The organism is Kamptonema sp. UHCC 0994 (assembly GCF_029167235.1).
Classification (GTDB): Bacteria; Cyanobacteriota; Cyanobacteriia; order Cyanobacteriales; family Microcoleaceae; genus Kamptonema.
In genome coordinates, this window is the sequence record NZ_JARFTR010000309.1 from 1 (window position 1) to 19,210 (window position 19,210).

The following is a 19,210-nucleotide window of genomic DNA, read 5'->3' on the forward strand; positions in this document are numbered from 1 at the left end:
CGGTTTCTTGACCGCCCAGAGGGCGGCGTTACAGAAGAAATGCTGTAAGTCCTAATCAAGATTAATTGTAGTAACACTTACAACGATAATGGCACACTTTCCAATCATAGAGTATGACCAACTTACCGATCCAAAAGCTAAGGGAGTTTACGAAGAAATATTGGCAGAATTGGGGTTTGGGATTATACCTAACCTATTTAAGTCGATGGCAATCAACCCTGATATCTTAGAAGCAAATTGGAAAAAGTTCCGGGCAACAATCCTGCAAGGAGACTTACCCCGAACACTTAAAGAAATGGTCGGTATTGCTATTTCCCAAGCCAATAATAGTCAGTACGCCCTCAAAGTACACTTGCACGGACTATCAGCTTTAGGAATGAGCGAAGAAATCCTGCGAACCCTGGTTTCTGACTTTGCTAATTGCCCTTTACCAAAACGCGATAAAGCCTTAATTAGCTTTGGCTTACAAGCGGCTACCAAGCCCCAGGAAATGACAGAAGCTGATTACCAAAATTTGCGGGATTTAGGACTAGATGATGCCGAAATCTTTGAGATTATTGCCACAGCGGATCTATTTAGCTTTGTCAACCGATATACTGATGCCATTGCCCTTGAAATAGATGCTTTGTAATCTATATTTTATACCCTTATTATGGGTGAGCGGCTAGAAGATCAAGACAGAGAAGAACTTCTGTTAACAGCCCGCCGCTTGTTAGCAGAAGCTCAAGCGCTTTCGATCCGTATTTCCGCAGTTAATGAAATTGCTACTGCAATTAACCGTACTCTCGATCTCGGCCAAATTTTGCGAGTAGTAGGCAAGCAAGCCAAATGGTTGCTAGACTTTGAACACTGTAGTGTTTGCCTACTGAGCACTCATAATTGTACCACTTTATTTGGTAAGTCTATAAATGTAGATATTGCTGAACTCCCAGACGGTGGCCCTATAAAAAAAGCCTTCAAAACAGGTCAATCTCAATTAATTCAGGAAGGATGTGTTACTTCTATTTTATCTGACTATGCTTCCCAAATTATCATTCCTTTAGAAAGTGAAGGTAAGATTTTAGGGACGATTAACTTTGCTACAACTACTCCACGAGCTTATACTCAAGAAGATTTACGAATTGGCTATCTTTTGGCATTACAACTATCATCAGCTATCCGCAATGCAGAACGATTTAAAGAGATCAATCGGCTATATTCTGAACTTGAGGCAGAAAAGCGTAAGTCTGACCAACTATTATTAAATGTGCTTCCAGTTGACATTGCCGACGAACTAAAAAATAACGGTAAAGTGGAACCAGTTTATTATGAATGCGTATCGGTTTTATTTACTGATTTTAAAGGTTTTACTCAGTTATCTGAAAAAATGACACCGCGAGAGTTAGTTGATGAATTAGACTATTGTTTTTCTTATTTCGATCGCGTGGTGGATAAATACTCTCTGGAAAAATTGAAGACAATTGGTGATAGTTATATGTGTGCAGCAGGAATTCCAAAGCCGAACCCAAATCACGCTTTTGATGCCGTGCTTGCGGCCTTAGAAATTCAACAGTTTATGGAGTTACGAAAAATGCAGAAGTCTCAACAAAATATTTCTTATTGGTCAATCCGTATTGGCATTCATTCAGGGCCTTTATTGGCTGGGGTAATTGGTAATAAGAAGTTTGCGTATGATGTCTGGGGAGATACGGTTAATACTGCTTCTAGAATGGAATCTTCGGGGATACCGGGAAATATCAATATTTCTAGTGCAACGTTTGAGTTAGTTAAAGATTTTTGTGAATGCGAATATCGAGGTAAGATTTCTGCTAAAAACAAAGGGGAACTTGATATGTATTTGATTCGCAATCTTAAATAATTTGGTAATTGGTAAGTAGAAGGAAGAAGGAAGAAGGAAGAAGGAAGAATGTTTATACAGTCAGCTTGGAAGCCATCCCGATCTCATGTTTAATTAGGTGGAGCTACTATAATGCAGAATCAGAATATCAGCGGTATTACTTTGATGAGGGCGCTGGGGGGTTTGTGCTGGTTCACTCCGAACACAATCTTAATGATTCGGAAAGATTTGTTGCTGAAATTTTGGCTAAAATGGGGAAGAGGGTTATACTCTTGAGCGAACGAGCAGCAGAGGGGGTAAAGACCCCTGATGCTAATATTGATGGAGAAGTCTGGGAGTTTAAGGAGTTAACTGAAGAGTCAAAAAGTCTAAAAAATAGAGTCCAAGAAGGAATTAGTAAATCTAGAAAACAAGGATGGCAGCTTGAAAAAATGCTCGGTGGTAGAAAACAATGGGAGCAGGCGATCGAGTACGCTATTTTTGGTGATGTACAAGAATCTGTTAGCACAGGTTCACCAGTTTAAAAAGAGGAAATAGACAAATGCAAACATTAGAGAAAGCCGTCACACAAACCCTTGACAAGCCCCTGATTATTGCAGGCAAAACTTTCAAATCTCGCTTAATGACGGGTACTGGCAAATATCGCAGTATTGAGGAAATGCAGCAAAGTATCGCTGCTTCTGGTTGTGAAATTGTCACCGTAGCAGTGCGGCGGGTACAAACTAAAGCACCTGGACATGAAGGGTTGGCAGAGGCATTAGATTGGACTAAAATTTGGATGTTGCCAAATACGGCAGGCTGTCAAACTGCTGAAGATGCAATTCGGGTGGCGCGACTAGGACGAGAAATGGCGAAACTTCTAGGTCAAGAAGACAATAATTTTGTTAAACTAGAAGTGATTCCCGATGCTAAATATCTGCTGCCAGATCCGATTGGTACGCTAGAAGCAGCAGAGCAATTGGTAAAAGAAGGTTTTGCGGTATTACCATACATTAATGCTGACCCATTATTGGCAAAACGTTTAGAAGAAGTTGGCTGTGTAACGGTGATGCCTTTGGGTTCCCCAATTGGTTCGGGACAGGGGATAAAAAATGCTGCGAATATTCAGATAATTATTGACACAGTGAAGGTTCCTGTGGTAGTAGATGCGGGAATTGGAGCACCGAGCGAGGCGGCTTTAGCGATGGAGATGGGGGCTCAGGCGTTGCTGATTAATTCTGCGATCGCATTAGCAAAAAATGCCCCCGCAATGGCGAAAGCGATGGGAATGGCCGCAGAAGCAGGGCGTTTGGCCTACTTGGCGGGTAGGATGCCAGTTAAAGATTATGCGATCGCCTCTTCCCCCCTCACTGGTACAATCGCCTCTAAGTAAGCGAAAAAATCCCTCTGCTGTACACATTTTTGTTAAAGTTGAGGGATATCAAGAACTAAGGATTTTTACTCATGCCCTATATCGAAGAAGAAGGTGGACGGCTGAACAACTTTGCGAAAGAGCCGAAGATGTACCAAGCTGAGGCTCCGAACCAGAGTCAACTGCGGAACTATATCATTCAAGCGATCGCAGGCGCAGTTCTAGTAGGCGTTCTAATCTTCGTTGCCTCCACTGTCTAACTTAAGATAATAGTTAAGACTTTTGAGGAGCGCAATTTTAAATAATCCCTTAAAAAACCATGTTTCCGAACAGACGGAATCATGGTTTTTGTGTTTCATTAAAACGAAAGAATTAGACCTAACCGCCTTGGCGGTTGCTATATCCCTAGTTTGTCACTTTGGTCAAAGAAAAAGGCTGTAGCTTTGCGTTCTCTGGATTTTAGCCATATCAGTTGTATATTGGTCTATATTTTGGGGAAGCATCATCAGCACTAATTTACCCATGACATCCACCGCAACGATCGCAACTCCCCTAAGCTGGACAGAATTAGAGTCACTCACAGATTTTCAAATCGATCGCGTCAACGGGCCAACCAACCCTCAATCCCGCTTGCGCCTATTCGGACAAACCGAAGCTGATGTGCGTGTCACCCTCTACCGCGACAACCACGCCTGGTGTCCCTATTGCCAAAAAATCTGGTTGTGGCTGGAAGAAAAACAAATCCCCTATCGTATTGAAAAAGTCACTATGTTCTGCTACGGGGAAAAAGAAAGCTGGTACAAGCGGAAAGTGCCATCGGGAATGCTACCCGCCATCGAACTAGACGGCCGCATCATCACCGAAAGCGATGACATCTTAATCGCCCTTGAACGAGTCTATGGCCCCTTGGGTTTGGGTATGGAAAACCCCACAGTCATTCCCCTGCGGCGGTTAGAGCGATTGCTGTTTAGAGCTTGGTGCTCTTGGCTGTGCTACCCAGTCAGTTCAGCCACAGTAGAACAGCACAACCGCAACCAATTTATCAGTGTCGTTGCCCAAGTGGAAGCAGCCCTGGCTAGCACCCCTGGGCCTTATTTCCTGGAAGAGTTTGGGACTGCGGATGTCATCTTTACGCCCTACGTCGAACGCATGAATGCCAGTCTTTACTACTACAAAGGCTACTCGATGCGCGAAGAAAACCCGCGCTTTGCGGACTGGTTTGCAGCGATGGAAAGCCGCCCCACCTATCGCGGTACTCAAAGCGACTTCCACACCCACGTCCACGATTTACCCCCTCAAATGGGCGGCTGTTTTGAAAACGGGGAACCGCAAATGCTACTCAACAAAGCCCGCGTCGATAATGGGCCTTGGGCTGGACTCCCGGATGTGATGTACCCAGAACCGGAAACCTCCCGCGCTGAAGCACTCCATCGCGTCATTAAGCACCACCGCAACATCATTCGCGTCAACCCTACGGACGACAATTTATTTGATGAAGCTTTGCGCTGTGCTTTAACTTTGATGATGACAGGCGAAGTTTGTACGCCGCCGGCTGGTTCAGATGCGGCTTTACGCTATTTGCGCGATCGCGTGAGTGTGCCCCGCGATATGTCGATTTACGCCGCCAAGCGATTGCGGGAAGCCTTGGAGGAAACGGCGGCTTTGGTGGGTGATGACCAAGGTACTCCGATTTTGCTGAAGCATCGGCGAGATCAAGATCCGGCTAATTTTGCATAGGATTCTAAGCCGATGGGAATCAGACGGAATCGGCGTTATAGAATCAGCTAGTTTCAGGAACTCAGAACGTCCTAACTGCCAAGAAGGTTGCTATATATAGCAACTGCCAATTCGGTTAGGACATTATAAATTACTGAAACCGTTGATTCTATTCCCTTCTTCCCTTCTTCCCTTCTTCCCTAGCCCCTAGCCCCTAGCTATAATTAGTTTAACTATCATCCAAAGATGCTTGCAAACGCTCGATCGCACAATGCAGACATTTCATTTCATGGGCAATTCGATCTAGTTGTGTGGAAACAGGAGTTTGTTCTCGAACAGCTTGCCTAGTTGATGTTACAGAACTTGGATTTGTAGCCAACTCTGATATCCTAGTTAGATGTAATTGTTCAATATCGTTGTGAATTGCTTCGAGATAAATATCTAGCCTCGGTAAAGCTAGAGGTGGGTGTCCTTGTTCCAAGGCATTTGCTAAATTCTCTAAAATTTGGACAATGGCATCGGTAAATCTTTGGAAATCTGCAAATTGGTACTCTCCGCTAAATTTCTGCTGATGTTCTGCTAGGGTTGTGACTGAGCTGAAAAAAGCACGAATGTAAAGTATCAGCATCGCGATCGGTTCTACTTCTCCTCGAACGTGACGGGGTTCGCTGAATAACCTTTGAGCCGCAGCAGCAGCATTCGCATTCTCTAATGCCGCTTGATGACGCAGATTTCTGATAGTTTCAGTAGAGCACTTTTGTTCTGGGTTGATATAGCTAGCGGCAACTTGTTGAAAGTACGCGAGATTAGATCGAATAGTTGTTGTTAGTTGTGCCGGAAGTTGCGATCGCTCCCAACTGGGGAATAACAAATAGCTACCGAGTAATGCTAAAATTCCTCCAATTAAGCTATCAACAATGCGTAATACTCCAATTTCCCAGCCGCCTTTACTCGTCACATTCAGTAGCAATATGACTACGGGAGTGAGAAGGGTGATAAAGATACCGTAGCTCAGCGATCGCACTGACATAGCAGTAACTAAGAGTATCAGCAGACAGACTAATATCGCCACTGGATTGTGGATGAGTATGACCAGGACAATGCCAAAGATGCCCCCTAATGTGGTTCCAATCACCCGTTGTACAGTTGCCTGAGAAGTACCGCCAAAGTTGGGCTTCAGGGCAACTACAGCAGTGAGTGTTACCCAATAGCCTGTAGGTACTTGCAATAGTATGGCTACTACTTCAGCAGTCGTTACTATTAGCGCCAGCCGCAAAGCATGACGAAAAATAACAGAATTAAATGTGAGATTATTCCGCAGCGTGTCAATGATTGAAGAACGCTTTGGCTGTATCGGGGGATAAATGTTTAGCTGGGCGATGCTGCGTCTTTCTCCCCGTTGTAAATCTGTGGTAATTTCCGCATCGGTATGAATTTGTTCTGCTAGCGCTTTCAGACTAGCTACAATCTTGCCAATACTTACTAAGTCAGCATAGTCATCTGCGTGAGCCAAACTCGCCTGATTCAGGACTTGAGAGTGTATGACTTGCCATTGGTATTCTAGTGCCTCGATCGCCCGATCTATATCTCCCAAGCGAACAAAGTTCTTTTCTTTAGCGAGGGATTCTGATAAGAATTGCAGAGCCGTTGCCGATGCTTCTAGCACTTGCTGAATTTCTCTGTGTAACTGCTGGAATAAGGGACGAGAAGAGGCGATCGCTAACAGTTCCACCAATGCTACAATTGAATTGGTAATTTGGTTGACATCCTCAATTAAGACGAGCAACTGATTGCCGCGCAAATCAGCACTTTCTCGGCCCATCCACACAGCACCCCAAACACTCCGGGCAGAGGTCAAATCCTGTATTACGCTGTCTTGAGCTTGTAAGAATTGCTCTGCCCACTTCTGACGCTTCTCCAGAGTTAAGGGTATCTCGCTTGCCGTTCGCAAAAATTTGCTCAATGTGGCATAACAACTGCTGGCTGCCTTGATGACAGGTGTATAAGGACGTAGCACCCACAATCCTAGAGATAACACCATCGCCCAGATACCACCAGCTAGGCACAGCCCGCATTGTAAAAGAACAGTAGACAAATCTGGGAACGAAGCGAATTTTGCTAGCGAGACGATAAACATAATTGATGTCACCAGGCTAACCGTCGCGGCCGTCGTACCAAACAGACCAGCTAAGCCAGCGATGAACATCACCAAAAACGTCATTGGAATTGCTAGCCACAGGGTGCTACTAACCAGATTCGCCATTAGCAAGGCGACAGTAACGCCAATAGTTGCTGCGAGCATTACAGTTGCTTTTTGGCGATAGGCTCCACCCGTATCGACCATGCCCACAAACATAGCTCCCATCACTGCGATCGCACTTGCAGCAGGATGACCTGTAATGAAGCCAACTGCAATGGGCCCGCTCACTACCAAAAGGGTACGCAAGCCATAGAGGATGTCAGGCTTACCTGGTTTGAGCTGAAACTGCTGCAACAGCCAATTTAGAGATTTTTGATGGATAGATGGCATTAATAGGTTATGTGTTAAATGTGCAATACTCCAGACTATTTTCAAATAGGGAATGGATTTACTTACTGCGTAAGTCCGATAACAATTAACTGTTAACTGTTAACAATTAACTGGCAACCTAACAGTAAAAATAGACCCAGCGCCCAACTTACTCTCAACTTCAATATCACCACCCATCATTAAGCAGAAGTGGCGGCTAATTGCCAATCCCAACCCCGTACCACCATATTGCCTTGTAGTAGACGTATCCCCTTGCATAAAAGGTTGAAATAAATGCTCCAATTGCTCAGCAGACATCCCAATTCCCGTATCAGCAACTCGGAACAAAAAGAAAGATAAATCATCTCTTTCACCTTCCATATTTGTATCAAAATCTCCTGCACTAATAGCATTTTTATCATTACTAATAGTAATAATAATAGTACCATTTTTCGTAAATTTAGCTGCATTACTCAGTAAATTAAGTAATATTTGTCGAGTCTTAGTAACATCGGCATACATCTCACCCAAATTGCTGCCAAAAGAAACCTCCAACTTGTTAGAATTTTTCATAACGAGCGGTTTTACAGTAGAAATTACCTCATCAATCAAATCCACAGGATTGAAAGTTTCCAGGTAAAGTTCCATCCGGCCCGCTTCAATCTTAGAAATATCAAGAATATCACTAATCAAGCCTAACAGATGTTTTCCAGCCCTCTGAATCCTATCCAAATCAGAGATAAATTCTTCAGCCCCCAAATCTTCAGCATCTTCTTTTAAGAGATCGCTGTAACCAATTATCGCATTAAGAGGAGTACGTAATTCGTGACTCATATTTGCTAAAAAAGCACTTTTTGCTTGATTAGCCGCAACCGCAGATTGGGCAACTTTTTGGAATTCTTCTGCAAGTTTACGTTGAGTAATATCCTCAGCAATACCAACAACACGGTAAATTTCGCCCGCTTCATTGCGTATAGGAAAAGCGCGATCGCGAATCCAGCAAATAGAACCGTCAGGACGCACAATCCGGTATTCTTGATCGTACTCCACTCCCGTATTTTTCTCAATAAAAGCCATCACGCGCTCGCGGTCATCGGGATGAATTGCACTTGCCAAACATTGAGGATTTTCGTACAAACTCTGACGACTACAACCCCAAATTTGCTCGCAAGCAGGACTCACATAAAGTATTTGTTTTTGATTGGGGTCAATCATCCAGAACACCTCATGAATATTTTCTGCCATCTGGCGAAAACGTTCCTCAGAAGCTCGTAACTCTCCGACTATGCGGTGTAGTTCTGTGACATCCTGAACTAAAGATGCTACCCCCACAACATTACCATCATCATCAATCAAAGTCGTATTGTACCACTCGCATAAAATAATCTTACCATCTTTCCTTAAATTCTCATTAGTGCTGCGCCTCCCTCCCCGATTTGTAGATAACTCTTCCCAAAGCTGACTTATATAACTTAAATCTGTGTTAGGAATTAAAAGCTCTATACCATTGCGCCCTAAAGCTTCTTCGCGGCTATATCCAAAAATTTGTTCCGCCCCTGGATTCCATTCAGACACCTCAAAATCAACCTTCCATTCAATGACACCTAGCGGCGTTTGCTGAAAATGTAGTGCTAATTTTTTCTGGGAGTTTTGCAGAGAAGCTATCAACCCCATCTTTTCCGTTTCCGCCTCTTTCTCAGCAGTAATATCTCGAATTAGAATCACAGTTCCTAAATAAATAGCCTTTGGTAATTCGGGAGATGGAAGGGCGTTTGAAGTGGGATGAATTGGTTTTTGATTCTGTGCAGCAATGCTAGCATCAAGGCTTACCTGAGAGCGAATTAGAGAGGTCTGCACGCCATCCTCTTGTTTTAAAATAGCCGTTGCCACCGCCTTGCCGATCCGATTTCCAACCAAACAAATTTCCCCGACAAAAACATCTGTCGGACAATTATTAATCTGCTCGACCAATCGAGCTACTTCGCTCCCAAACACCTTCTCCCACTCTTCACCATTAAGATTAATTTCGGTCAAATCAAATAGAACTAAAAGAGCTGGATTAAAGCGCACAATCTTTCCATTTTGGTCAATTACTAACAAACCATCAGCCAAATTATCAACGATCGCGCTCAAGGAAACCAGAGCTTCCTGAAGTTCCTCCGTAGCAGTAGCTACCCGATATTCCAAAGTAGCGAAAGACTCTTGCAACTGACCAGCCATACTATTAAAAGACCGAGCCAAAATACCCAACTCCAATGAGCGATTTATTTGTAACTGCTGATTCCATTCTCCCTGCGAAAAAGCCTCCGCAGCCTTGCTTAAACGCTCAATCGGCCCGACAATCCATTTAGAAGTAAGAATTCCCAGTACCGTCGCCACCACCAGGGCACCCAAACAGAGCAAGATAGTAGTACGAGTGTTGGCATTAATTTCATCCATGAAATCTGCTTCCGGGACAACAACCACAATCAACCAATCAAGACCTCTACCGTCAGAAAGCGGTGTCACCTGAACGAATTGGCGATTTCCCTTTAGGATGAAATCCGACTGTTGACTACTATTAATTTTATTAAAATCCTCAAACCTTTCAAGTAAATGCTGCGCTGTCGTGCGAATCAGCGGATTCCGACTACCTATTGCTGACAGTCGTTTAGGGTCATTATTACGACCAAAAAAAGGCGGTTCAGCGGTGGAATTTGCAACCAGCTCTCCAGAGCGTTCGATGATAAAAGTCTGTCCTGAGCGACCGATTTTTAGACTTCGTAGAAATTGATTAATTTGGGAGAGTACCAGGTCAGCACCGATTACACCCAAAAGTTCCCCTTGATTACCATAAACTGGTCTGGCAGCAGTAATACCAAGTTTGGGAAAGTCAATATATGTGTAAATTTTGCTCCATCTAGCTTTGCCAGCGTTAACAGCGGCTGCGTACCAGGGGCGATGTCGGGGGTCATAGTTAGGGGTAACTTTTAATAGCTTGGAAACGTTACCTGAGCTATCAATAGCATAGCTATGAAAATTGTAGTTAGTGGATTGGTCGCAAACTGCTATTTGGAATTTGCCATTATCAAGGCGTTCGACCCCGATAAACTCTTTTTCTTCTGAGGAAAATTGAATGTAGCCAATAGTATCGAAACTTTGGATTTGTGTATAGAGGTAGCGCTTGATGCCTTCGGAGTCGTGTAAATCTAAAAGGCCAAGGCGGAGGGCATTAATGTTGATTTGATTGATAGTATGGGGTGTCTCTACGTAACTGTAAAGATGTTGCTGGATACGGGCAGTTACTTCACTGCGAAGTTGCATCGCCACGTCATTGACAGCCTTTTGTCCATTCCGCAGTGAGAGCCACCCTGTCAGTGCTACTGCCGCAAAAGTCTGGAGTGCGAAGGGTACTACTAGGACAGTGCCAAGTGGCACTTTTCCTGACACTTTTATAATCTGGGCGATCAGATATTTTAGCGGCATCATGGAATAATTGACACTCCCCGGTTTAAATACGCGGGGATTCTTAAGGACAAACTTTGGGGGACAGATCCGCCCAAATTTCGGTTCTTAAGGGGTAAGTCAGATACCCGCTACCCACTCGCTCTTAACTGAGTCTATGGCTACTTTTTTTGCCCAAAGGCTTGCACTGTCGGGTTTTTCACCAACTAAGTTTCCTTAAACTAACAAACCAAAACTGGTTTGTCAAGACGGGTAGGCCGGATTTATCCTGCTCATCTCTTTCATCCCTGGACTAAAGTCGCAGGGTTTTCAGGGTATTTTTTTATAATTCAAAATTCAAAACTAACAAATTTTTCCTTTACATAAACCAAACTAGGGGAAAAACTAGAGGGTAGAAGGCAGAGGGCATAAAGATTCAGTTATCTAGAAGGGAATAAGGTTCTAGCTGCTTAATATGTGTTTACATAGTTGTTGATTTTCGCCTACCTACTTATTTGCTATACTTTCCAGATGCCGGCGTGAACTTTGAATCCCATCTCTTGAAGTCGATACTGAGAGTCCTTGAGATTATGCTGCACGTTCTCCATCGCCACTTGTCTTTCCTCTAGGGGGCAGCTAGTGGTAATCTCTGAAACCAGTTCCTTAAAGTGAACTACGTGACCTAGTACCTGCTGGCTAAGTACAATATAAGCTGTAATCAGGGCGGCTCCCCGTTCGTCACGTGGGCCTATGACCCAATGTATATCTACGTGCGTTTCACTAATCTCTTTTGCTCTGAGGAAAGCCAGATACCCTTCGGCATCCTCAAATTCTAAATAGGCCATTGTGCTGATTTTAATTCCTTGTTGATTCTAAAGTAATATTTTTATAGCCTGAGAACTTGTGGATTTCCAAAGTGTACCAGGCTCAGGGTAAGGCAGACAAAATATTTCCTCAAACAGGGTGCTTTCTCTATGGCTGAGCCATTTGGCTTAAGGCTAGCTACGAGCACTATTTATTTACTGGCAAAAATTAGGTACTTGTGTGGCGATCGCTTCTGCTTAGGCATTACGATCTAGTTTGCGATCGCCGTTAGGTCAGGCTGTTTGATATTAAGTTGCGTTTTTCTGTCAAAAAAACCTGATAGCAGGATTTATGGATGCAACTTATATTGTAATTGACACTCTCTGGCATTTAAGCACTGAGTTTTCAGGCTAGTTATGATAAATTTCAGCTTTTACAAATCGTTCACTTAACCCTGCCAATAAAAAAACCATGAAAGAAGGACAAACATTAAAGGGACGCTATAAAATCATTCAAGACCTCAAGAGAGGGGCGTTTGGTAGGACTTACTGTGCCGAAGATGAGCAGGATTCTCAAGGTAGCTTGTACGTTGTTAAACAACTCCAGCCAAATACGACTAATCCGGCAATTTTGGACGAAGCGCGACGGAGATTTGAACTAGAAGCTTCAACTCTAGAAAAGTTGGGCGATCACGATCAAATCCCGAAACTTTTAGCTCATTTTGAGGAAAATCAAGAATTTTACTTAGTTCAGGATTTTGTTGACGGTCAAGATTTGAGCCGAGAAATTACTGACGGTAAGCGGTGGAACGAAAGCGATGTAGTAACAATGTTGGTGGATGTTCTAGAAGTTTTAGAGTACATCCATCAGCAAAATGTGATCCATCGTGATATTAAACCATCTAATTTAATTAGGCGCAAGTCTGACCATAAAATTGTTTTAATTGACTTTGGCGCGGTTAAAGAAATAGAAACTTTAGTAATTAATACGTCGGGGCAAACGAGTGGTTCTGTCATCGGTACGCCGGGGTATATGCCGATTGAACATTTAGGTGGAAGACCGCGTTTTAATAGCGATCTTTATGCCTTGGGGATGACTGCTATTCAAGCGATAACTGGGGTAGTTCCTCTGAGATTGCCGCGAGATTCCCAAACGGATGAAGTGGTCTGGCGGAATGTGGTAGAAGTAAACGAACAGCTAGCAGATATTTTAGATAAAATGGTCAGGTCGCAATATCGCGATCGCTACCAGTCAGCAACGGAGGTTTTAGACGATCTGCGGGTTGTAGTCAATGAACTTCGGGGACTGCACAGAATTGGACAAATATTAGATAAGCGCTATAAAATTATTAGTTTGTTGGGAGAAGGCAGATTTGGTCAAACTTATCTGGCTCTCGATCAGCGACGAACTGATAATGCTCGTTGTGTTGTTAAGCAACTGAAACTGCAAGCAAATCATCCTTTAATTTTACGAGAAGCGAGAAGAATATTTGAAACTGAAGCCCAAGTTATGTATAGTTTGGGTAAGCATGAATTGATTCCAGAAATGTTGGGTGAGTTTGAAGAAAATCAAGAGTTTTATTTGGTGTGGGAATTTATAGAAGGGGAAGAAATTAGCAAAGAAATTGCCCGTAATCGATTTAATGAAGAGCAGATAGTTGCACTTTTACAAGATGTTTTATTAACCCTAGCTTTTGCTCACGAACAAACTATTCACTGCGACATTAAGCCTGATAATTTAATTAGGCGTTCCTCCGATGGTCGGGTGATGTTAACTGATTTTGGTTCGGTTAAGCAAATTAGCACTTTGGTGGTTAATTATCAGGGGCAATTAAGTATTACAAATGTGATCGGTACACCTGGATATATGCCGAAGGAACAGCAAGCTGGAAATCCACGCCCTAATAGTGATATTTATGCTTTGGGGATGACGGCGATTCATGCTTTAACAGGGGTATTTCCAGCAGAATTAGGTCAAGATCCGAATACCGGGGAGGTAAATTGGCGATGCCTACGGCAGGCTTCGCCAACCCAAGCTCAAGTTAGTGAGAATTTAGGGGCAATTTTAGATAAGATGTTGCTCAGTTATTTTCGTTCGCGCTATGAATCTGTAGATGAAGTTCTTAATGATTTGCGGAACGTTCACAGCATTTCTAAGATGGTAGGAGAGTTAGAAAGTCATCCATATTTCGAGTTAGAAGATGGGGATTTTTTCGATCCAGAAGCCACTAGGAATGGTGCGTTATCACCTGCGAGAGAAAGGCAAGAAATCAACTCTGATTCCGAACAAGAAAATGCGGAAATACAACAGCGGATTACCAATCCCAGTCAAAGTAAAACAGAGGATTTAGTAGCTGTTTTTCCCGATACAAAGGCAGAATCGGCTACTGCTAAATTACCCCTAACGACAGCGATAGTTACTCTCCCTACATCGCGCCGAAAATATTTGCCAATTTCTCTGGCAATATTGGCCGCTTTGCTGACTGTAGGCGGCATATTTATCTGGCCATCTCTACAATTTATGTATTTGTTGAATCAGTGTAATGGATTGATTGAGGCGGAACAAGGGGAAGAAGCAGTACAGGCGTGCGATCGCGCCATAGCTATTAAACCAAACGATCCCGAAGCTTTGAAATATCAAGGCGACGCACTATCTAGTTTAGAACGCTATGAGGCGGCGCTGGTGACTTATGATAAGGCGCTACAATACAAGCCAGATTTTTATCAAGCTTGGAACACGAAGGGTCAAGTTTTGTACAAATTACAACGTTATACTGAGGCATTGGAGGCCCACGAAAAGGCGATCGCGATCGCGCCAACAGATGCTAAGGGTTTGAATGGTAGAGGCGTGGCGCTGATTGGTTTGGGTAAGTATGATGATGCTTTGGTAGCTTTTGATAAGGCGATCGCGACTAACCCGGATGACTCCCAAGCGTGGGAAAATAAAGGCTTAGCATTGGGGTATTTGCAGCGAACTCAAGATGCAGGAGGCGCATACAAAGAAGCGATCGCTTTACTTAATAATCAGCTTAAACAAAAACCAGATAATCTGAAGGCATTGGTAGATAAAGGCCGCGTATTGGGTAAATTGCAGCGCCATACAGAGGCGTTAGCCGCCTATGATAATGCCATTCAAATTAAGTCAGATTTTTATCCAGCATGGATTGGCAAAGGTAGTACACTATTTTTTATGCAGCGGTTTCAAGATGCGCTGAATGCTTACGATAAGGCGGTAGAAATTCGTCCCAAATACTATTTACCTTGGCATAATCGTGGTTCCGTGTTGTCCGATGGGTTACAGCGTTATGAAAATGCGCTGGCTTCTTATCAAAAGGCGATCGATCTTAACCCCAGTTTTTACCCAGCTTTGCGAGATCAAGGTAAGGCGCTGATGCAGTTGCAGAAATATGAAGATGCGATCGCAGCTTTTGACAAAGCGCTGAAAATCAATCCCAATGACTATCCATCCTGGGGTAGTAGAGGGATTGCTTTGACTAAGCTACAGCGTTATGATGAAGCATTGGCAGCTTTTGATAAGGCGATCGCGATTAATTCAAATGACCCCCTAGCTTGGGCCAATCGCGCTTGGGCATTGGAACAGTGGGGACGCTATGAGGATGCGATCGCGGCCTATAATAAAGCAATTGAAATTAAGCCCGATTTTCAACCTGCGATCGAAGCTAGGAAAATGTTATTGCAGAAGTTAGGACTACAATAAGTACATCAATTGCTAATTGCTAATTGCTAATTGCTAATTGCTGATTGCTAATTGCTAATTGCTGATTGCTAATTGCTAATTGCTAACTGGGAAAAATCTTCCCCATCTCCCCCTTTCTTCTTCCCTTCTTCCCTTCTTCCCTTCTTCCCTAGCCCCTAGCCCCTAGCCCCTAGCCCCTTCTTTGATGCTGATATATCCAGGCTGATTTTTAACTCGTTCAATCCAATTTTGAATCGCAGGAAATCCTGCTAAATCGAATCCACCTTCGTCAGCGACGTGAGTATAGGCAAACAAACCAATGTCAGCAATAGTGTAGCGATCGCCTACAAAAAACTGATGCTTTTCCAAATGCCTTTCCATCACACCTAACGCCGCATAACCAGGTTCGCGTTTTTGATTAAGTGCCTCTCGATATTCATCAGCTTTATTTAAAATCGAAATCCAAAACCTAGAAGTAGCGATAAAAGGTTCGTGACTGTATTGTTCAAAAAATAACCATTTCATCACTTGTGCACGTTCAAACCTATCAGTCGGGAAAAAATTAGTTTCTTCACTCAAGTAAAACATAATTGCATTTGACTCCGGCAGAAATTTACCCGGTTCGATTTCTAAAACAGGAATGCGACCATTAGGATTTTTTAGTAAAAATTCTAGAGTGCGACTTTCCCCTTTGAGAATATCAACCTCAATGCGTTCAAATGGAATTCCCAACTGTGTCAAAAGTAGGCGAATTTTGTAGCAATTGCCAGAAGATGAAAACTCGTACAATCGTAGCATATAGAAGAAGGAAGAAGGAAGAAGGAAGAAGGAAGAATTTATAAAGCAACTAGCATAGATATTCGTAACGCCGCCCTCTGGGCGGTAAAGATACCGCCCTCTGGGCGGCGTTACGTAAGTTTTCAAAGAAATATTCTTTATGTCATTATGACAAATTACTATACTACGCTATCACGAATGATGATTATTGTCAAAACCAGCCACTTCTGCCAGAGTGTAAAGCGGTCTACCTTTCACCTCCTCATAAATGCGTCCTATATATTCGCCCAAAATGCCAATACTGACCAACTGTACCGCACCCAAAAAGAAAATAGCCATTAAAATAGTGGCCAAACCAGTTAATACAGAATGCGGATAAAAAATGCGCCAATATAAAACCAAAAGAGCCATAATAATAGAAACAACAGCAGCAAATAAACCCACATAGGTAGATAATCGGAGAGGAACCTTAGAAAAAGATACCAAACCATTTAAAGCTAATCCTAGAGATTTCGCAAAAGTATACTTAACATCGCCAGCAAAACGAGGATCGCGATCGAATTTAACTGCTGTTTGTCGAAAACCAATCCAAGCTCGTAGTCCCCGAATATAACGATTACGTTCAGGCATTTTATTTAGTATATCAACTACACACCGATCCATCAAACAAAAATCCCCCGTATCGATCGGAATATCGACATCTGCTAGATGCCGCAAAATACGATAATATAGATAAGCAGGCATTCGTTTTAACCAGCTTTCTTGGCGACGTTGAGTCCTTTGAGCGTAAACAACTTGATAACCGAGTCGCCACTGTTCTACCATATCTAAAATTAACTCTGGCGGGTCTTGTAAATCGCCATCAAGAATTACGACAACTTGACCGCGTGCAAAATTTACGCCAGCCGTGACAGCTATCTGGTGGCCGAAGTTACGAGCGAAACTTAGATAACAAATTCGCGAGTCTTTTTGATGAAGTTCGCGGATTATTTGTAAAGAGCGATCGCGGCTACCGTCATTGATTAAAATTAACTCAACTGACCCATCCATTCGCTCCATGACTGCACCGATCCGCCGATACAATTCAGCGAGGCTTTCCTCCTCATTATAAATAGGAATTACAAAGGAATATTTAGGGAACATGATTCATCTCCTGCAAATTACTTACGATCTGTCATTGCGAGCCAAGCGCAGCGCGTCAAGCGAAGCGCAGTTGCGAGCCAAGCGAAGCGCGTCAAGCGAAGCGCAGTTGCGAGCCAAGCGAAGCGCAGTTGCGAGGGTACGAAGCAAGCCCGAAGCAATCTGAGGCGCGAAGCGTTGCGAGGAACGAAGCAATCTGAAGCAAGCCCGAAGCAATCTGAGGCGCGAAGCGTTGCGAGGCGCGAAGCGTTGCGAGGCGCGAAGCGTTGCGAGGTACGAAGCAATCTGAAGCAATCTGAAGCAATCTGAAGCAATCTGAGGCTTCCGAAGCAATCTGAGGGTGTTGCGAGCGAAGCGAAGCAAACTAATCCCGAAGCAATCTCAAGGCCTTGAGATTGCTTCGCTCCGCTCGCAATGACATCGTTTATTTTTCTTCAGCTACTTAAGCGTTAGTATTTTTGATTGAATAAATAAACGTCATCCTGTTGATAATTGAGTTGAAACTGAGGATTATTTTTAAGTTGACTGACTAAGTTAGCCGCAAATTCTTTATTACTATTCCATCCTGGATGGCGGAGACTTAACAGCACATAATCAAAGTCAGTTAAATTATTAGGGGGTACAGAAGCATTGGTTAACTTTATAATTGGACGATGGGATAAATGAGGGGCAATATAAGCGGTAGTTAAAACGCTACCCTTAGTTTGAACAAGGGCGATTGAATTTCGTGTTGCTTGCCATGTATCGAGAGAATCTAGATAAATTGTCCAGAAATAACCGTACTTCGCTAGTGCTAAAAAAGTTACTAATGACCAAATAATTATTATTTTGGGTAATTGGTAATTGGTAATTGGTAATTGGTAATTGGTAATTGGTAATTTTTCCCCAGTTTTCTCCCTTTCTGCTAATGTTGCAATTACAGCGACTAAGAGAAAGGGTAACAAAGGGAGAGAATATTGGTGAATTAAATCCCGTTGAGCATCAATATCAGATAGAATATTTGTTAGTAATACGGGTATAGCACTTATTAAAGGCGTGAGATGACGGGGAGAAAGCCACAAAATTACTGGCAATAATAACAAACCCAGGTATTGCAAAGTATCCCAAGAGAAAACCCGTCCTAAGACAAGTCCAGGTTTGAGTATAATATTCACAGCAATTTCAAATACTGAGTTTCCTAAATAGCTATAGCGTCCAACTCCTCCGGGCCCTTTTCCACCTTTAAAATGTGGGATAATTCCTTGAGTGACAATTACAAACCAACCTACACCTAAACCAAGTGCAATTGCACCGCATAACCGCTTCTTTTCAAAGAAAAATAGCCAAATTCCCATTGCTGCTACAGTTAAGGATAAAGCATCTTTACAGGCTAAAACCCAAAGAATTGCAAGAGTAAACCTTACAGGTTGATCTAATTTAGCTGCTAAAATTGCTGCCAAAAGTGCTGGAATTGCCATCACTTCTGGATGAAAATCAAATAAATTAATGTTAAAAACTACGGGATAAAATAAATAGATTGCTGCCATAGCTACGGCTTTAGCTTCATTTAATCCAGCCTGACGTGCTAAACTCCAAGTAGGCCATGCGCCTAATGCTAAAGATACTGCTTGTACTAATAATAACCAATAGACTGACGGGTAGATTTTGTAAAGTAAACCCAAGGGATACATTGCCAAAGCTGCATGATTTCCCAGATGATGAATGCCTAGAAATGAGGAAAATGGTGTTTGTCCCTGGCTAATTAAATAAGCAACTTGGTCATAAATTCCCATTTCAAAAGCTGTTGATTGAAATAGGGCGTGACGTACACTGCTACAAATCATAAAAATGATTGCAGTTATACTAATTATCCAAACGATAGGAAAGGATTTAATATGTTTAAAAATCAGCATTTTTCTAATAATTGCCAGAGTAATAAAATTCTTGTAACGCCGCCCTCTGGGCGGTATCTTCACCG

The 19,210-nt window shown here is 42.9% G+C and carries 13 protein-coding genes; 7 read left to right on the plus strand and 6 right to left on the minus strand.

Annotation, left to right across the window (positions count from 1 at the left end):
* Positions 1-88 precede the first annotated feature (88 nt).
* The 6 genes from PY364_RS28415 (at position 89) to PY364_RS28440 (ending at position 4,925) form a co-directional block, all read left to right on the plus strand.
* Positions 89-631: a peroxidase-related enzyme gene (locus PY364_RS28415; protein WP_275571059.1), complete on the plus strand. Its 543-nt coding sequence runs from the start codon at positions 89-91 to the stop codon at positions 629-631.
* Positions 632-652: 21 nt separating this feature from the next.
* Positions 653-1,858 (plus strand): adenylate/guanylate cyclase domain-containing protein, encoded by a 1,206-nt coding sequence (locus PY364_RS28420; protein WP_275571060.1) that lies wholly within the window; start codon positions 653-655, stop codon positions 1,856-1,858.
* Between the two features lie 8 nt (positions 1,859-1,866).
* A complete protein-coding gene (locus PY364_RS28425; RefSeq protein WP_275571061.1) occupies positions 1,867-2,361 on the plus strand; it encodes a hypothetical protein in 495 nt (164 codons plus the stop codon).
* Positions 2,362-2,378: 17 nt separating this feature from the next.
* Positions 2,379-3,209: a thiazole synthase gene (locus tag PY364_RS28430; RefSeq protein WP_275571062.1), complete on the plus strand. Its 831-nt coding sequence runs from the start codon at positions 2,379-2,381 to the stop codon at positions 3,207-3,209.
* Positions 3,210-3,280: 71 nt separating this feature from the next.
* Positions 3,281-3,448, plus strand: a complete 168-nt coding sequence (locus tag PY364_RS28435; protein WP_275571063.1) for a ssl1498 family light-harvesting-like protein — start codon at positions 3,281-3,283, stop codon at positions 3,446-3,448.
* A 262-nt stretch (positions 3,449-3,710) separates the two neighbouring features.
* On the plus strand, positions 3,711-4,925 hold the full coding sequence (locus PY364_RS28440) for a glutathione S-transferase family protein (protein ID WP_275571064.1): 1,215 nt from the start codon (positions 3,711-3,713) through the stop codon (positions 4,923-4,925).
* A 208-nt stretch (positions 4,926-5,133) separates the two neighbouring features.
* Here PY364_RS28440 and PY364_RS28445 read toward each other — a convergent pair whose 3' ends face one another.
* The 3 genes from PY364_RS28445 to PY364_RS28455 form a co-directional block, all read right to left on the minus strand.
* On the minus strand, positions 5,134-7,434 hold the full coding sequence (locus PY364_RS28445) for an FUSC family protein (RefSeq protein WP_275571065.1): 2,301 nt from the start codon (positions 7,432-7,434) through the stop codon (positions 5,134-5,136).
* 99 nt (positions 7,435-7,533) lie between these two features.
* Positions 7,534-10,881, minus strand: a complete 3,348-nt coding sequence (locus PY364_RS28450) for a PAS domain S-box protein (RefSeq protein ID WP_275571066.1) — start codon at positions 10,879-10,881, stop codon at positions 7,534-7,536.
* Positions 10,882-11,354: 473 nt separating this feature from the next.
* Complete coding sequence (locus PY364_RS28455; protein ID WP_275571067.1) at positions 11,355-11,681, minus strand: hypothetical protein; 327 nt, start codon at positions 11,679-11,681, stop codon at positions 11,355-11,357.
* A gap of 430 nt (positions 11,682-12,111) precedes the next feature.
* On the opposite strand from PY364_RS28455, the gene PY364_RS28460 reads away from it, so the two are divergent.
* Positions 12,112-15,357: a serine/threonine-protein kinase gene (locus PY364_RS28460; protein WP_275571068.1), complete on the plus strand. Its 3,246-nt coding sequence runs from the start codon at positions 12,112-12,114 to the stop codon at positions 15,355-15,357.
* A 162-nt stretch (positions 15,358-15,519) separates the two neighbouring features.
* On the opposite strand, the gene PY364_RS28465 is transcribed toward PY364_RS28460, so the two are convergent.
* The 3 genes from PY364_RS28465 to PY364_RS28475 form a co-directional block, all read right to left on the minus strand.
* Positions 15,520-16,260 carry a glutathione S-transferase family protein gene (locus tag PY364_RS28465; protein WP_343279143.1) on the minus strand — a complete coding sequence of 247 codons (741 nt, stop codon included), beginning with the start codon at positions 16,258-16,260 and terminating at the stop codon, positions 15,520-15,522.
* A 45-nt stretch (positions 16,261-16,305) separates the two neighbouring features.
* Positions 16,306-17,256, minus strand: coding sequence for a glycosyltransferase family 2 protein (locus PY364_RS28470; RefSeq protein ID WP_275571069.1), 951 nt, complete (start codon positions 17,254-17,256; stop codon positions 16,306-16,308).
* Positions 17,257-17,702: 446 nt separating this feature from the next.
* The coding region (locus PY364_RS28475; protein ID WP_343279145.1) for a DUF2079 domain-containing protein at positions 17,703-19,210 on the minus strand (1,508 nt) is incomplete at its 5' end.

Coding starts and splice junctions, on each gene's coding strand:
- PY364_RS28440 (WP_275571064.1), top strand. CDS start 3,711: ATGACATCCACCGCAACGATCGCAACTCCCCTAAGCTGGACAGAATTA.
- PY364_RS28460 (WP_275571068.1), top strand. CDS start 12,112: ATGAAAGAAGGACAAACATTAAAGGGACGCTATAAAATCATTCAAGAC.
- PY364_RS28420 (WP_275571060.1), top strand. CDS start 653: ATGGGTGAGCGGCTAGAAGATCAAGACAGAGAAGAACTTCTGTTAACA.
- PY364_RS28430 (WP_275571062.1), top strand. CDS start 2,379: ATGCAAACATTAGAGAAAGCCGTCACACAAACCCTTGACAAGCCCCTG.
- PY364_RS28450 (WP_275571066.1), bottom strand. CDS start 10,881: ATGATGCCGCTAAAATATCTGATCGCCCAGATTATAAAAGTGTCAGGA.
- PY364_RS28415 (WP_275571059.1), top strand. CDS start 89: ATGGCACACTTTCCAATCATAGAGTATGACCAACTTACCGATCCAAAA.
- PY364_RS28470 (WP_275571069.1), bottom strand. CDS start 17,256: ATGTTCCCTAAATATTCCTTTGTAATTCCTATTTATAATGAGGAGGAA.
- PY364_RS28455 (WP_275571067.1), bottom strand. CDS start 11,681: ATGGCCTATTTAGAATTTGAGGATGCCGAAGGGTATCTGGCTTTCCTC.
- PY364_RS28445 (WP_275571065.1), bottom strand. CDS start 7,434: ATGCCATCTATCCATCAAAAATCTCTAAATTGGCTGTTGCAGCAGTTT.
- PY364_RS28435 (WP_275571063.1), top strand. CDS start 3,281: ATGCCCTATATCGAAGAAGAAGGTGGACGGCTGAACAACTTTGCGAAA.